The sequence below is a fragment of the Palleronia abyssalis genome, assembly GCF_900302445.1.
Taxonomy (GTDB): Bacteria; Pseudomonadota; Alphaproteobacteria; order Rhodobacterales; family Rhodobacteraceae; genus Palleronia; species Palleronia abyssalis.
Genome location: NZ_ONZF01000019.1, coordinates 26813 through 40619, shown reverse-complemented (window position 1 = coordinate 40619; position 13807 = coordinate 26813). Strand labels below are relative to the sequence as shown.

Here is a 13807-nt window from a genome sequence, read left to right as displayed (position 1 = left end):
ATCCTTGGGCTACCGGCCCCCAGCACCCGAGGTGGTGCAGTGGCCGGCTCCGCAATCCGGAGCCGCTTCGCCGGCCACTCCGGCCGTAGCGCCGAGTCCCGTCATGCACTAAGACTGAAACCGGACCACCCGATTGGGGCAGGCCAGAGGGCATGCAGTTCGACCGCGGGTACCTCAGCCCCTATTTCATCACGAACTCTCAGAAGATGGTCGTCGAGCTGGATGACTGCGTTATCCTGCTTCATGAAAAGAAGTTGAGCTCGCTTGCCTCCATGGTGCCGCTGCTGGAAGCCGTGATTCAGGCCGACAAGCAACTGCTGATCGTGGCCGAGGACATCGAGGGCGAGGCCTTGGCAACGCTGGTTGTCAACAAGCTGCGCGGCGGGCTGAAGGTCGCGGCCGTCAAGGCGCCCGGCTTCGGAGACCGCCGCAAGGCGATGATGGAAGACGTTGCCGTGCTGACGAGTGGTCAGGTGATTTCCGCAGAAATGGGCACCAAGCTGGAAAATGTCACCATGGACATGCTCGGGTCCGCCAAGAAGGTCGCGATCACCAAGGATGACACGACGATCATCGACGGTGCCGGCGACAAGGACGCGATCGCCGCGCGGGTCACCCAGATCCGGGCGCAGATCGAGGAGACCACGTCGGACTACGACAAGGAAAAGCTGCAGGAACGGCTGGCCAAGCTTGCCGGCGGCATTGCCGTGATCCGGGTTGGCGGAGCAACCGAGATCGAGGTGAAGGAGCGCAAGGACCGCGTGGACGATGCGCTGAATGCTACCCGCGCTGCGGTTCAGGAAGGTGTCGTGTCCGGTGGCGGCGTGGCACTGGTTCACGCTGGCAAGGTGCTGGCGACGCTGAAGGGTGAGAACAATGATCAGGATGCCGGCATCAAGATCGTCCGCCGCGCGATCCAAGCACCGCTGCGCCAGATCGCCGAAAATGCCGGAGTTGACGGATCGGTTGTCGTCGGAAAGGTGATCGAGAACGACAGCCCGAGCTTCGGTTTCGACGCACAGGCCGAAGAATACGGCGACATGCTGAAGGCCGGTGTCATCGATCCGACGAAGGTCGTTCGGATCGCACTCGAAAACGCCGCGTCCATTGCCGGGCTATTGATCACGACCGAAGCGATGGTCGCGCAAAAGCCCGAGAAGGCTGGGGCCGGCAGCGAAATGTCCGACATGGGTGGAATGGGCGGAATGATGTGAACGGCGGCGTCCCGCGGGCAGTAGCCCCGGGACACTAATCCACGGTGTTGATGAAAACAAACACCGAGCACTGACTCAGAAAAAAACTCAGAACCAGGAGAAACTGAAATGTCTAAAGGCGACAAGCAACGCGGCAACCGTGAAATTAAGAAGCCCAAGAAGGTGAAGGAAAAGGTCGTTGCAACAGCCGACTTCACGAAGGGCAAAGCCTTGACCAATCTCGGCGAGCACAAGAAGAAATAGGTAGCGGTCCGAGTGATTACCTATCACTGAAGACGGAGCCAGATGGCAGAGGGATACACGGCGACTTACTTCTTCGGAAAGCCTCTGGCTCGCCAAAAAACGACGATGAAGAGTTGCCGGAGAGAATGCGCGACATGCGTATTTGATTGAGAAGCAGCGAGTTAGCGAATGCGACCTCGCGCCTGGTCTCGCATCACCGCGTAGTCGCTGAGCATCTCCGCGACCGCCGAGCCCTCCGGCAGCAGGGCCAGCTCCGCGGCCGCCCGCGTCTGGACCTTCGCGCTATACTCGACAACGGGTGCACACGTCCCGAACCCGCTCGTGTCAGAACCGTCCGTCGCGCCGGCGCTCAGCAAGCTCGTCGCGATCGCGAAGGCGGCGAGCCGCAGCCTTCAGCATCTGGCGTTGGACATCATTAGCCTTCTCCGCGGTCTCAAGGCGTTCGGCGACGCGTCCCGCTCGCTCCCCGGAGCGCCGAAGCGCGAGCAGGAACAGAATCATAGCGAGGACGATGGCGCCGTAACGCAGCGCCGCCCGTATCCATGGGCTGGCAGCGAACCCGACCAGGAGCCCACCGATCATCGCCGCCCCCGCTTCCAGTCATCAAGCCGGGCGTAGATCGTGACCGCGATCCCGCCGAGCGCCACCACGATGAACACCCAGCGCAGGGCGTCGAGATACGGGACCAGCGGAAGGATGGCGCTTTGCGTTTCCGCCAGCACCTGCTGGGCCACCTCGACCCCGGCCGCGCCCAATGTCCGAGCCGATCAACAGGCCGGCTACATATGAGCGATTTCCGGAAGCGTGCCGAAAATCTCGATTGCGAATAGCAGCAGGCACAGACATGGGGCCGGGTGCAGCCGAGTGTGCTCTTGGCGGAAATGATCACTGACATCAGCTATCGGTTTGCGCTGCAATCCAGGTGGTATGGTGGGCACCACGATTCGTGCCCCCTGCGCGGACCGTGTACGTGCTGGTCTCGACGTCGCAGTGCGACAGCCGTTCCGAGAAGATGACGTCCGATGCAGCGGGCCATACCGCGAGGATGCCTCGGAGATCCGCGTATCGCGGAGAGTGCGTTTCCCGTCCTCATCTCGACTCGGGGGTCCACAAGGCATTCGCTGGAGACCGCCGCCATATATCGATCCGCCTCACTCAATGAGGTCAGGTTAGATCTCCGAGAGGGCCGCGAGAATGTGGTCCCGGACTCGCGATCAAGGCATGAGGCGAGGGGGGCAACCTTCGCCTCGCCGGTTTCACTCGGGGTTGGCGGCCCTCGTTTCACGCTCGACGTTGCGGTTCCAGATCGACTGATCCACGCCATCGCCGAGTTCGGGATAGTCGGCGATCTTGAAGATGGGCTCTTTCCCGGCGCGACGTTGCGAGAAATAGTCCCGCGTGAGTTTTGCGACGGTCTTGGACAGGATCAGGATTGCCATCAGGTTCACCGTCGCCATCAGTGCCATCGACGCGTCGGCGAAATTGAAGACGGTCGTGACCGCCTGCAAGGACCCCCAAACCACCATCGCGACCACGAGCACCTTCAACACGAGGAGCGGGATACGTTTACCCATCCCGAGGAATTCCATCGCGCTCTCGGCGTAGGAATAATTCCCGATGATCGAGGTGAAGGCGAAGAACAGGATCGCGATTCCGACGAAGATCGGACCGAACGCCCCGATATGCTGCTCCAGCGCGATCTGCGTCAGCGCCATGCCTGTGGGTGCGCCTTCGGAATAGTCGACCACGCCCGACAGCAGGATCATGAGCGCCGTGGCCGTGCAGATGACCAGCGTATCGATGAAGACGCCAAGTCCCTGCACAAGCCCCTGACTGGAGGGGTGGTGCGGATCAGGGACCGCGACGGCCGCAATATTGGGGGCCGAGCCCATGCCGGCCTCGTTGGAGAACAGGCCGCGCTTCACGCCGTTGAGCAGTGCGGCCATGAACCCACCCGTGAAGCCGCCCGCCGCCGCTTCGAACCCGAAGGCCGACTTGACGATCAGCGCAAGCATGGCGGGTACTTCGGCGATGTTGATGAGCACGATGACCAGCGCCACGAGAATATAGAGCCCGGCCATGCCTGGAACGACCTTTTCCGCGACCCGGGCGATGGACTTGATGCCGCCGAAGATCACGATGCCTGCAAGGCCGCCGATGACGAGGCCGGTGACGAGTTTGGGAATCGAGAACGCCTCTTCCATGGCGACGGAGATCGAGTTGGCCTGCACCGCCGAGAAGATCAGTCCGAAGCTGAGGATGAGGCATACCGAAAAGACGTAGCCCATGGCGTTCGACCCGATGCCTTTTGCCATGTAGAAGGCCGGGCCGCCGCGATATTGTTCATCCGCGTTTCGTACCTTGTAAAGCTGCGCCAGCGTGGACTCGGCGTAGGCCGTCGCCATGCCGACGAGGGCGACCATCCACATCCAGAACACGGCACCCGGACCGCCGAGATAGATCGCCACGGCGACCCCGGCGAGATTGCCCGTGCCGACCCTGCTCGCCAGGGAGATCGTCAGCGCCTGGAACGGAGAGATGCCCGCGGCAGAGGTGTCGCGCGACGACTTGATGACGCGAAAGAACTCGGCGAAGTGCCGGAATTGCAGGAAGTCTGTTTGCCAGGTGAAATAGACCCCGACAGCCAGCAAGCCGTATACGAGGACGTATCCCCATAAGACCGTGTTCAAAAAATCGACGATTGCCGTCATGTGTCTGTCCCTCTTGGTTGTATTTCCAACCATTAACCAGTCGGTAGGCGAGGGAAAGCCTTGGGACAGGAATCACAATGCCCGCGGAACAATCGGCGAGCGCCTCTTTTACGAGTTCGCTTCGCACCGATGAAAAAGGTAGCGCAGGCTGTCTCGCCTTCGGACATGCTGGAAGGAGGCAAAGCGGTCCGGGGATGTATCGGGGCCGCGCAGTGAACGCGCAGGGTCGGGCCGGCCCTTACCAGTCGCCTAACCGCAGCCACGTCCGGACGGGCTCCGAGGGTGGTGTCAGACAAATTGGAAACCGTCTCAGAAAGGGCAGTGGGTCCAACCATCAGCCTGCGAAGAGAGAGCGCCACTCGGCGAGATCGGCGGTCCGGTCGAGCTTGAAGAATGTTTCGGCTGGAAAGGCTGCGGTTCTGGTTGAAGTGGTTTGTGACGGAGGCGTGGACCGAGGCGAATTTCTGCAGACTTCGCATACGCTGGAACCGAAGCATTGCCCGCTCGCGGTGCCGGAACGGCAGATGTGAATTCTCCGCGCGGTTGTACAGCCATCGATCGATCTCTCGCCGGTCTTCCTCACTGAACCGGAGGAATGGGAGATATGGCTCGCCGCTGATTGGGAGGATTCGAAGGCCCCCCGGTGGCAGCTTGGGGATGGGATGCTCCAAGTCTAGCGGCCGGTATAAATGTCTCCAGCTATTATCCTCGTTCCGCCGCCAATTGCGACCGCAGGTTCTATAGCACACCGCAGCGAGAGCTGCGGCTTTCCTCAGTAAACGATCTTTTTGCGCCAGCGAGCGAGCAAGTTCCGCACATCCGACAAGTGCCACTGCCCGCCGCGTCGCGTCCTGATCCCGCGGGCGTTCAGCTCTCCTGCAATCGCGCGCAAGGCGGTGCTCCCTGCCGCCCGGATCTCCGCGGCCGCCGGCGCCAGTTCCACCGCAAAGGCATCCCCATTGCCCCTGACGGCCTCCTGCAGCGCCGCACCGCCCTTGCCGACCCGTCTGAGCGCCGCGGCACCGTGCTTCGACCGCGTCGCGCCGCCCACGGTGCGCGCTAAGCTCGGGGCTGCAGCAGGCCGAGCCCCGGATCAAGATACGGCCGGTCTCCTGTACCGTCGCATGCGTTTGCCTCCGCAAGCTCTCCACATGGCGACCGGCGCAATGATCACGACTGCCAGATCACCGGCTTCCTGCCCACGGCCCTGCAGTGTCAGGTGAGGGACCATCAGGTGGGTCATCGAGGGTGATGTTCCTGGTGTTCGGTCGACCGCCCCGGAGGAACGTGATCTCGACCTCGTCTCCGGGCTCGTGCGTGTCGAGCGCCACCATCAGATCTTCGCTGGTGGCGACCGGTCTGCCACCTACCTCGACAATGATGTCGCCCGGAACGAGGCGACCATCGGAGGTGAATGACGCGGGCTCGAGGCCGATCCTGTCGGCGGCTGAACCCGGTTCGACGCCCAGCACCAGCACACCCGACAACCCCTGCCGGCGCGCCAATTCATTGATCCGCTGATCGTATTCGATCCCGAGCTCCGGTGGTGAGTAGCGGCCATGCTCAATCAACTGCGGGACCACCCGGTTCACGATATCCACCGGAACGGCGAAGCCAATGCCCGCACTGGCTCCGGACAGGCTGAAGATGGCGGTATTCACCCCGATCAGCCGCCCGGCACTGTCAAGGAGAGGGCCGCCGGAATTGCCGGGATTGATCGCCGCGTCAGTCTGGATCAAGCCCCGTAGGGTACGGCGGTCTTCCCCCGGAAACTCGCGGTCCAGCGCCGATACGACGCCGGTCGTTAGCGTCCAGTCCAACCCGAAGGGATTGCCGATCGCCAGCACCTTCTGTCCGACTTGCACGTCGGCGCTGCGTCCGGTCGGGAGCGGTGGAGCCTCCTCTCCCCCCTCGATCCTGAGCACGGCGAGATCGTGGGCAGGGTCGGCGCCGATTAGCCGTGCCCGATAGGTCTCGCCATTCGCCAGCTGGATCAAGGCTCCGTCGGCGCCTGCGATCACGTGGTGGTTCGTCACCACATGTCCCTGCGCGTCCCAGATAAAGCCCGACCCGGTTCCCTGTGACACTTCGGCGGAGCGCCGAGTCCACGGATCGATGACGCGCGCGGACGTGGTGATGAACACCACGCTTTCGCGCGCCGCCTGGAAGGTCTCAATGACAGAGCGCTCTTCCGCTGGCAGATCGGCGCGGGGATTGACCTCCCGCTGCTCGACAGGTGGCCCCAGGAAGCTTTGGATCAAAAGCGGGCCGCTTTGCCACGCGATTCCGACGATGATCGCCGTGAGCGCTGACAGGACCAGTCTGGAAAGGAAGCGTCGATCGCCCATCGTTTTCGCCATTGCTATCCACGGCAGTGTGACAGCGCGTTAGCGGCAGGGCCAGCCCCCGGACGGACACAATGCCCCGCCTCATCAGGCACATTGGCAAACAGGTCCATGAGGTTCTGGTCCGGGTTGGCGCGGCCGTTGACATGGCGCACCTGCCTGAAGTGGCTTCCGGCGGCACAGCCGAACGACGGGGAACGGGGATCAAGAAGCAACTTTTCCGGTCAAGCTGTGCTAGATGCAGAAGATGATCGTGGTCACGTGCCGCCGACCGATGAGCCTTCGATTCTCTTCAACAAGTTCCGCACAGTCGACATATGCCACTGTCCACCGCGGCGCGTCCTGATCCCTCGGGCATTCAGGTCTGCCGCCATTGCTCTCAGGGAGGTGCTCTCCGCCGCCCTGATCTCCGCGACCACCGGCATCAGATCCACCGCAAAGGCGTCCGCGTTGCACCTAACGGCCTCCCGCAACGCCGCTTCGTGCAAGGGAGACGAGGGTGAACACGGCCCCGATCAGCAGGTGCCGGTCCATCGACAGCCGAACCCCCATGGCCGGGAACAGCGCCATCTGCGTCAGAAGCGCGACAACGAACCCGATCGCGACATTCACCGCGGCTTCGACCAGGGAGGCAAGGCGTGACTGCATCTTCCTCCTCCTCAATCGAACTGCGCGAACGGGTTGTCCGCATCGGATATGTCGGCGGCCGAGACCCGGCTGCGCGCCGAGGGCGTGAGACCGAACTCCGCCGCGTACCTGGAGCAGCTGACCTACCTCATCTTCCTAAAGATGGCGGACGAATAATCCACGGAACCGGCACGAGCGTAGCCCGACGTGGAGCGAGGACAGCCCCGACGGACGCTGGCGCCCGTTCAACCGGGAAGAACTTCTGGCCCGCGACAAGGCGAGCCTCGACCTGTTCTGGCTGCGGGATGCGTCGATGACCGACCTCAAGAACCTGCCGGAACCAGAGGTCTTGGCAGAGGAAATCATGGAGAACCTTCGGTCTGCACTGACGAGCTTTGAAGCAGTTTCTGCTGAGTGACAGCCGCGTCCTGTCCGACATGGCTTGGAGAGCTTTGGGCTTCGGTTCCATATCGGCGAGAGCGACTGGAATCGAAGTGTTCAGCTGCAGCCTCGCAAAAAAGCTTCTTTACAGCGGGTTACAAGCTATTCACCAAATCCGCGCAGTCATGAGGTCCGAAGAATATCGGCCCTGAGAGTCCGCTTCCCGGCCTCCTGGCGCCGGGGCCGGTGAACAGCTTCTCCCGAATAACCCCCGAATACAACGAAAAAATCCGGCCGGAGCCGGATCGGGAGAACGCTTTCTCAAGGGCAAGTGGCGGAGAGGAAGTCTGCCACAGATCAGCTTGATATATTGATAAACATCTGTTTAGTATGCACTTTCACTGTCAAACGACAGCCGTGAGAGTAGCATAATGTGTAGCATCATGATCCTCTGCTGCGATCAAGGTTTGTGGCGCGACATTCCCCGTGAACCAATGGCCTGTAAGTTGGTTGCGGGAGGGGGAATTGGCCTTTCACTGGGAAAACTTTGCCAAATCGCGGGTTCGCCGAGGCGCAATAACCCACCAAACCGTGATCGTGGCCGGCGCCGGTCTGTTCGAGAGCACTTCTTCGCGATTCAGGCGATCGCTGTGGTCGGCGTACCGTTCCCGATTGGCGGAATGGCAGCCCGGATGCCGGTGGCCCGCTTCGTTCCGGCCTCCTAACGCACATTGTGATTGGCTCCGCCTGTCTCTATGCCCTGCCGCTCGGGATTGCCGCGCAACCTGTTGCTACGGCCGCAGTCGGTCTGGGCTACGGCCTCGTCTGAATTAGAAACGCTGCGCTCGTTTGTCACGGACCCTGGAGATTGCGTCGATTTAAGTCTGGACCTGTACGTCGACTTAGGGGGCATCGCCATGAAACCGTTTCTTTTCGCCGCAGTTACCGGCGCGATCGCATCGTCCGCCGCCGCTCAGGACCAGACCGTCGAGGTGGCGATGCATTACACCGCCGAGCAGGCCGCGCCGCTTCTTGCATGTTTCGACCGGTATGAAGAGGCCAACCCCGGCACCTCCATCACCTATCAGCAGCTCAGCTACCGCGACTATCTGCAGACGGTTCTGACCAGCCGGATCGCGGGACAGGCCCCCGACATCTACAACGTCTATTCGATCTGGGCCGCGCAGATGGTCGACAACGGCGTGCTGGCCGAGATGCCGGACGACCTGGCCACCTACGTGCGCGACACATATGCGGGCGGCACTGTCGATGCCGCGACCATTGATGGCACGCTCTGGGGCGTACCGACCGAGGTGTCGGTCTACATGCTGGTTTCGAACATGGCGCTTCTGCGCGAGGCGGGCATCGAGGAGCCTCCGACGACCTGGGAGGGCCTGCGCGAAGCGGCCGAGGCGGTGACGACGCGGAACGACCAGGGCCGGATCGAGACGGCTGGCTTTGCCTTCGCCGAAAGCTCGTCGGGCGCGGGCGTGGTGCATCCCTACTATGCGCTGACCTTCTCGAAGGGGCAGGACATCTATTCCGACGACTATTCCGAGGCGAACCTTGTCTCGGAGGCATCTGTCGAAAGCGCCCGCCAGCTTGCGGCCCTCGTCGCGGACGGGATGACGGACCGCACGGTCGATGCCTATGACGACTTTCCCGCGGGCGGCGTCGGCATGATGATTATGGCGAACTGGTACGAAAGCGCCATCCGAGAGGGTCTGGGCGACCGGTTCGAGGATGTCGTGGTCAGCCAGATCCCCGCAGGCGAGGATTGGCGCACGATGCAGTACGCTTTTTTCATGGGCGTCGATTCCGGCTCGGACGTGAGCGAGGCCGCGTGGGACGTGGTCCGCTATGCCAATTCCGCCGAAAGTGCCGCCGAGGAAGGCGGGCCCTCCTGCGTCGGCGAGATGATGAACAAGCTCGGCGCGCTGACCGCGAACGATGCCGACAATGCCGCGCTAGGCGACCCAGATGCCTTCACGGCCCCTTTCCAGGAGGCGTTGACCGATCGGGCGATCAGTCAGCCCAACGTGCTGCAGGCCAGTGAAATCGAGGGCCTGATCGCGCAGACCCTGGACACGGTAATCGCGGGAGAGGCCGAGGCTGCCCCCGCCATGGAGGACCTGAACACCCAGGTCGAGGACATCCTGTTCGAGTTCTACTGAAGTGAGCCGAAGCGTCGATGAAAGGGGGCCGGGCGCGCCGCGCCTTGCCCCCTGGCTGTTCCTTTCACCGCTTATCGTGTTCGCGGCGATCTTTTTGATCCTGCCTCTCGGCTTCTCGCTTTATCTTACCTTCACACGCTGGAATCCGCTCGGCGCCCCGCGCTGGGTGGGCTTGCGACAGTTCGAATACCTCTTCACGCGCGACGCGGCGTTCTGGGACACGCTGCAGAACACCTTCGTCGTCGCCGGTGGCCTTATCTTCATCGGGATGCCGCTGTCGCTGATGCTGGCGGCAATCTTCGCTCGGTCGCGGGGGCGAACCGTGTGGCGGTCGATCTTTTATTTGCCGCAGGTCACCAACATCGTCGCCATCGCCTACATCTGGCAGTTCCTGCTGGACGACCGCTACGGCCTCGTGAATCGGGGGTTGGGCCTAATCGGGCTCGCCGGGCCCGACTGGCTGACGGACGGGACATGGGCGATGGTGTCGGTCGTCGTCGTGATGATCTGGTATGAGCTGGGCAAGAACATGCTCGTCTTCTTGGCCGCGATCGACGGCCTCGACCCGCAGATCTACGAGGCGGCGGTGCTGGACGGCGCATCGGGGCCGCGGATCTTCCGCTCGATCACCGTGCCGATGATCCGACCCGCGATGATTTTCGTAACGGTCACGAGCTTCATCACGGGCATGGGTTGGTTCGCGCTGATCCTTGCCATGACGGGGGGCGGGCCGCGCGGGGCGACGGACGTGACGGCGCTCTACATGTATGACATGGCGTTTCAAGATCTGCGGATGGGGCGCGCTTCGGCCGCGGCGATGATCCTCTTCGCGATAATCGCGGTAATCGCGGTCGTGCAGTTCCGCCTTCTGCGCGAGCGAGCGACATGATCGCCATGTTGAAATACGCGGTGCTCGGGCTGGTCGCGCTTCTGATGCTGCTGCCCTTCGCCGACATGTTCATCGGCGCCCTGCGTGGTCCCGACGACGTCTTCGCGACGCCACCCAACTACTTCCCCACGGACCCGCAATGGAATATCTACGCGCGGGTCTTCGACGAACTGCCCATGGGGCGGTGGTTCTTCAACTCCATCGTCGTCACCACGACGATCACCGCGTTGCAGGTCGCGACCTCGACCATGGCGGGCTACGCGCTGGCAAAATACGACTTCGCGGGCCGCGACGGCGTGTTCCGGCTGGTGATCGGGGCACAGATGTTTCCGTTTTTCCTGTTCATCATACCGATCTTCTTTCTGCTGCGCTTCGTGCCGCTGGCGGGGGGCAACGGGCTGACGGAGTTCGGCGGATCGGGCCTTCTGGGAACTTACGCGGCATTGGTCCTGCCCTTCGTCGTCACTTGGTACGGCGTCTTCTTGATGCGCCAGTTCTTCGTCACGGTGCCCGACGACATCATAGAGGCGGCCCGGCTCGACGGCGCGTCCGAGTTTCTCATCTTCCGCGCTGTGGTCCTGCCGCAAGTGGGGCCTGCGTTATGGACACTGACCCTGTTCGCCTTCGTCTATCACTGGAACGAGTTCATCTGGACGATGACCATCACCCGATCGGCGCCCGAATTGCAGACGCTCCCCGTGGGCATCTTCCTGCTGGAAGACCAGTTCAACACGCTCGACCAGAAGTCGCTGCAGCAGGCCGCGCTTGCAGTGTCGGTCGCCCCTGTAATGATCCTGTTCCTGTTGGTTCAGAAGCAATTCCACGCGGCAAGCGGGGCTGGCACCCGGTGACACTTGGCGGCCATGGCTGGCCGCGTCATAAGGGTTCCAGACGGCCGCTCTTCGGAAATCCTCGGCCCTGACCCTCCGCGCGCCGGGATCGCGATTGCTGCAGCGCGAGTAGCTGCGACTTGCATCACATGAATGTATTTAGGCTTCGGTCGCCCCCCCTGCTTGATCGATCGGCTTGTTCGTGAATATGGTTGGATATCGGGTCTGGCGATGGCGTCGCCACTGATCGCAAGGCGATGAGATTTCCCAATCAGACATCCTGAACGCCGGGATCTTGCTTTGCCGCATCGGCGCGCGGTGGGGAAAGGTGCAACCGGACGACAGGTGCCCTCCTCACGCGCCATTGCGGTTCGAAGAGGAGTAAACCGATGGACAGAACACCCAATCCGACACCGGACGCTGTCGCGCGCCCCGATTTCTATCGCTTCCATCAGGGCAAGAAGGTCCTGCCCTTCGCCGATGCCGAGTACGAGGCGCGACTGGCGGGACTGCGGCGGATCATGGCCGACAAGGGCGTCGACGCCTGCGTGCTCACCTCGATGCACAATGTCGCCTATTACTCGGGTTTTCTATACTGTGCCTTCGGGCGCCCCTACGCCCAGGTGGTCACGCAAGCGGATACCGTTACCTTCAGCGCGGGGATCGACGCGGCCCAGCCGTGGCGGCGCTGTTACGGGGACAACATCACCTATACGGACTGGCGGCGGGACAATTACTGGCGGGCGATCTTGTCGGTGATGGGCCCGGGCAAGGTGATCGGCTTCGAGGGCGATCACCTGTCCATCGCGCAGATGGCGCAGCTTAACGAGATGCTCGCGCCCTCGGCAAGGATCGATATCGCGCCGGCCAGCATGGCCCAGCGGATTCACAAATCGGCGGCCGAACTGGACCTGATCCGCGCGGGCGCCGCCGTCGCCGATATCGGCGGCCATGCCATTCGCGATGCCATAACGTCCGGCGCGCGCGAGATCGACCTGGCCATGGCGGGCCGCGATGCCATGGAGCGCGAAATCGCGTCGCGGTTTCCCGATGCGGAGTACCGCGACACGTGGGCCTGGTTTCAGTCGGGCATCAACACCGACGGCGCACACAACCCGGTAACGGGACGCGCGCTCGAGGCCGGCGATATCCTGAGCCTCAACACCTTTCCGATGATCTCGGGCTACTACACGGCGCTCGAACGCACGCTGTTCCTGAAGACGGTGGACGAGGCGAGCCGCAAGGTGTGGGAGGCGAACGTCGCCGCGCACGAATACGGCATGAGCCTGCTGAAGCCGGGCGTGTCCTGTGCGCATGTCACGCACGCGATCAACGACTTCTTCGCGGCCCGCGACCTTCTGCAATACCGGACCTTCGGCTACGGCCATTCCTTCGGCGTGTTGAGCCACTATTACGGGCGCGAGGCGGGACTGGAACTCCGTGAGGATATCGACACGGTCCTCGAGCCGGGCATGGTGATCTCGATGGAGCCGATGCTGACCATCCCCGAAGGCCAACCCGGAGCGGGCGGATATCGCGAGCACGACATCCTGATCATCACGGGAGACGGAAACGAGAACATCACCGGCTTCCCCTATGGCCCAGATCACAACGTGGTCGGCTGATCCCGTGTCACTGGGCTGGCCGGGCGCATCGGCCAGCCCCACCGGAAACGCTATTTGCGACGTCGAGACGTGATGATGAACCTAAGTCCGAGCCGACTTGTAGCGGCGCGGCGGACTGGCTGTTCGTCGGGCAACCCACCTGTCGCGATCGGCCCATGGACGAAGCCGCTCCGCGGTATTGGCGCATTTGGCTGTTGGAGTGAGCCGCCCATAGCGGCGCGCATTATGCGATCTGACCGCCTTGGCTGACGATTGGGACCTTCGTAAGCGGTGGCTGCGGCCCACGTTGTCAGGCATCGGCATGATTGCGAGATCTGCCCATCTCAAGATGGGGAGTGAGTTTCGCAATGTGTGCTATGAATTCGTTTCTCAGATCGCTGGGTGTGGAGGTCCATGCCTCAGGGCACCGACGGTGGCCGGATGATGTGAAGGCTCGGGTTGTCGCAGAGACGTTGAAGCCAAGCGCGACCGTGAACTCCGTGGCCGAGCGGTATGGGGTTAAGCCGAACCAGTTGTCCGCCTGGCGGGGCTTAGCGAAGAAGGGCAAGTTGGTTCTGCCTGCGGCCATCGACGCCTCCGCGGGGGCTGATGAGCTCCCAGTCTTCGCGCCTCTCGTCTTGCGTGAGCCGGAGGAGCCAGTGGAGCGGAAGGCTCTGACGTAATCGGATGACCTGCTTCGCATTGCCGTCGGCGCTGTCATGATCGAAAAAGTCGGAGTGTGAGCCGCGAGACGGCTCTACTTCGTCCCTCTCAGCAAACGACGGCCAC

General features: G+C 62.5%; 12 protein-coding genes and 3 pseudogenes. 7 read left to right on the top strand and 8 right to left on the bottom strand.

The annotated features are described in order from the left end of the window. Nucleotides 1-146 precede the first annotated feature (146 nt). Nucleotides 147-1214: pseudogene (gene groEL, locus PAA8504_RS21055) on the top strand (chaperonin GroEL); the annotation flags it as partial. A 108-nt stretch (nucleotides 1215-1322) separates the two neighbouring features. Continuing rightward, nucleotides 1323-1457, top strand: a complete 135-nt coding sequence (locus tag PAA8504_RS22720; RefSeq protein WP_281259972.1) for a hypothetical protein — start codon at nucleotides 1323-1325, stop codon at nucleotides 1455-1457. A gap of 324 nt (nucleotides 1458-1781) precedes the next feature. Here the strand turns inward: PAA8504_RS22720 and PAA8504_RS21045 are convergent, their stop codons facing one another. From PAA8504_RS21045 to PAA8504_RS21010, 8 genes and pseudogenes are all read right to left on the bottom strand, one after another. After that, nucleotides 1782-2039, bottom strand: coding sequence for a hypothetical protein (locus tag PAA8504_RS21045; protein ID WP_108896096.1), 258 nt, complete (start codon nucleotides 2037-2039; stop codon nucleotides 1782-1784). Further along, nucleotides 2036-2215, bottom strand: a pseudogene (locus PAA8504_RS21040) (YcbK family protein); the annotation flags it as partial. The gene PAA8504_RS21045 and the pseudogene PAA8504_RS21040, both read right to left, overlap by 4 nt. A 498-nt stretch (nucleotides 2216-2713) precedes the next feature. Then, on the bottom strand, nucleotides 2714-4168 hold the full coding sequence (locus PAA8504_RS21035; protein WP_108896095.1) for an alanine/glycine:cation symporter family protein: 1455 nt from the start codon (nucleotides 4166-4168) through the stop codon (nucleotides 2714-2716). Nucleotides 4169-4502: 334 nt separating this feature from the next. Next, a pseudogene (locus tag PAA8504_RS22635) lies at nucleotides 4503-4743 on the bottom strand (DDE-type integrase/transposase/recombinase); the annotation flags it as partial. Nucleotides 4744-4940: 197 nt separating this feature from the next. Then, nucleotides 4941-5111 carry a recombinase family protein gene (locus PAA8504_RS22860; protein ID WP_370739717.1) on the bottom strand — a complete coding sequence of 57 codons (171 nt, stop codon included), beginning with the start codon at nucleotides 5109-5111 and terminating at the stop codon, nucleotides 4941-4943. Nucleotides 5112-5352: 241 nt separating this feature from the next. Beyond that, a complete protein-coding gene (locus PAA8504_RS21020) occupies nucleotides 5353-6528 on the bottom strand; it encodes a S1C family serine protease (protein WP_219928971.1) in 1176 nt (391 codons plus the stop codon). 242 nt (nucleotides 6529-6770) lie between these two features. Then, nucleotides 6771-6938 (bottom strand): recombinase family protein, encoded by a 168-nt coding sequence (locus PAA8504_RS21015; RefSeq protein WP_108896101.1) that lies wholly within the window; start codon nucleotides 6936-6938, stop codon nucleotides 6771-6773. A 31-nt stretch (nucleotides 6939-6969) separates the two neighbouring features. Next, complete coding sequence (locus tag PAA8504_RS21010) at nucleotides 6970-7161, bottom strand: DUF7220 family protein (protein ID WP_108896093.1); 192 nt, start codon at nucleotides 7159-7161, stop codon at nucleotides 6970-6972. A gap of 1277 nt (nucleotides 7162-8438) precedes the next feature. Here PAA8504_RS21010 and PAA8504_RS21000 point away from each other — a divergent pair. The 5 genes from PAA8504_RS21000 (at nucleotide 8439) to PAA8504_RS20980 (ending at nucleotide 13701) form a co-directional block, all read left to right on the top strand. Then, on the top strand, nucleotides 8439-9695 hold the full coding sequence (locus PAA8504_RS21000) for an extracellular solute-binding protein (protein ID WP_181375910.1): 1257 nt from the start codon (nucleotides 8439-8441) through the stop codon (nucleotides 9693-9695). 1 nt (nucleotide 9696) lies between these two features. Further along, nucleotides 9697-10584, top strand: coding sequence for a carbohydrate ABC transporter permease (locus PAA8504_RS20995; RefSeq protein WP_108896091.1), 888 nt, complete (start codon nucleotides 9697-9699; stop codon nucleotides 10582-10584). Beyond that, nucleotides 10581-11435 carry a carbohydrate ABC transporter permease gene (locus tag PAA8504_RS20990; RefSeq protein ID WP_108896090.1) on the top strand — a complete coding sequence of 285 codons (855 nt, stop codon included), beginning with the start codon at nucleotides 10581-10583 and terminating at the stop codon, nucleotides 11433-11435. The genes PAA8504_RS20995 and PAA8504_RS20990 overlap by 4 nt, the downstream gene beginning before the upstream one ends. A gap of 368 nt (nucleotides 11436-11803) precedes the next feature. Beyond that, nucleotides 11804-13039, top strand: a complete 1236-nt coding sequence (locus tag PAA8504_RS20985; protein WP_108896089.1) for an aminopeptidase P family protein — start codon at nucleotides 11804-11806, stop codon at nucleotides 13037-13039. Between the two features lie 347 nt (nucleotides 13040-13386). Then, nucleotides 13387-13701 (top strand): transposase, encoded by a 315-nt coding sequence (locus PAA8504_RS20980; RefSeq protein ID WP_108896088.1) that lies wholly within the window; start codon nucleotides 13387-13389, stop codon nucleotides 13699-13701. Nucleotides 13702-13807 lie beyond the last annotated feature (106 nt).

Coding starts and splice junctions, on each gene's coding strand:
- PAA8504_RS20985 (WP_108896089.1), top strand. CDS start 11,804: ATGGACAGAACACCCAATCCGACACCGGACGCTGTCGCGCGCCCCGAT.
- PAA8504_RS21020 (WP_219928971.1), bottom strand. CDS start 6,528: ATGGCGAAAACGATGGGCGATCGACGCTTCCTTTCCAGACTGGTCCTG.
- PAA8504_RS21035 (WP_108896095.1), bottom strand. CDS start 4,168: ATGACGGCAATCGTCGATTTTTTGAACACGGTCTTATGGGGATACGTC.
- PAA8504_RS21000 (WP_181375910.1), top strand. CDS start 8,439: ATGAAACCGTTTCTTTTCGCCGCAGTTACCGGCGCGATCGCATCGTCC.
- PAA8504_RS20980 (WP_108896088.1), top strand. CDS start 13,387: ATGTGTGCTATGAATTCGTTTCTCAGATCGCTGGGTGTGGAGGTCCAT.
- PAA8504_RS20990 (WP_108896090.1), top strand. CDS start 10,581: ATGATCGCCATGTTGAAATACGCGGTGCTCGGGCTGGTCGCGCTTCTG.
- PAA8504_RS22720 (WP_281259972.1), top strand. CDS start 1,323: ATGTCTAAAGGCGACAAGCAACGCGGCAACCGTGAAATTAAGAAGCCC.
- PAA8504_RS21010 (WP_108896093.1), bottom strand. CDS start 7,161: ATGCAGTCACGCCTTGCCTCCCTGGTCGAAGCCGCGGTGAATGTCGCG.
- PAA8504_RS21015 (WP_108896101.1), bottom strand. CDS start 6,938: ATGCCGGTGGTCGCGGAGATCAGGGCGGCGGAGAGCACCTCCCTGAGA.
- PAA8504_RS21045 (WP_108896096.1), bottom strand. CDS start 2,039: ATGATCGGTGGGCTCCTGGTCGGGTTCGCTGCCAGCCCATGGATACGG.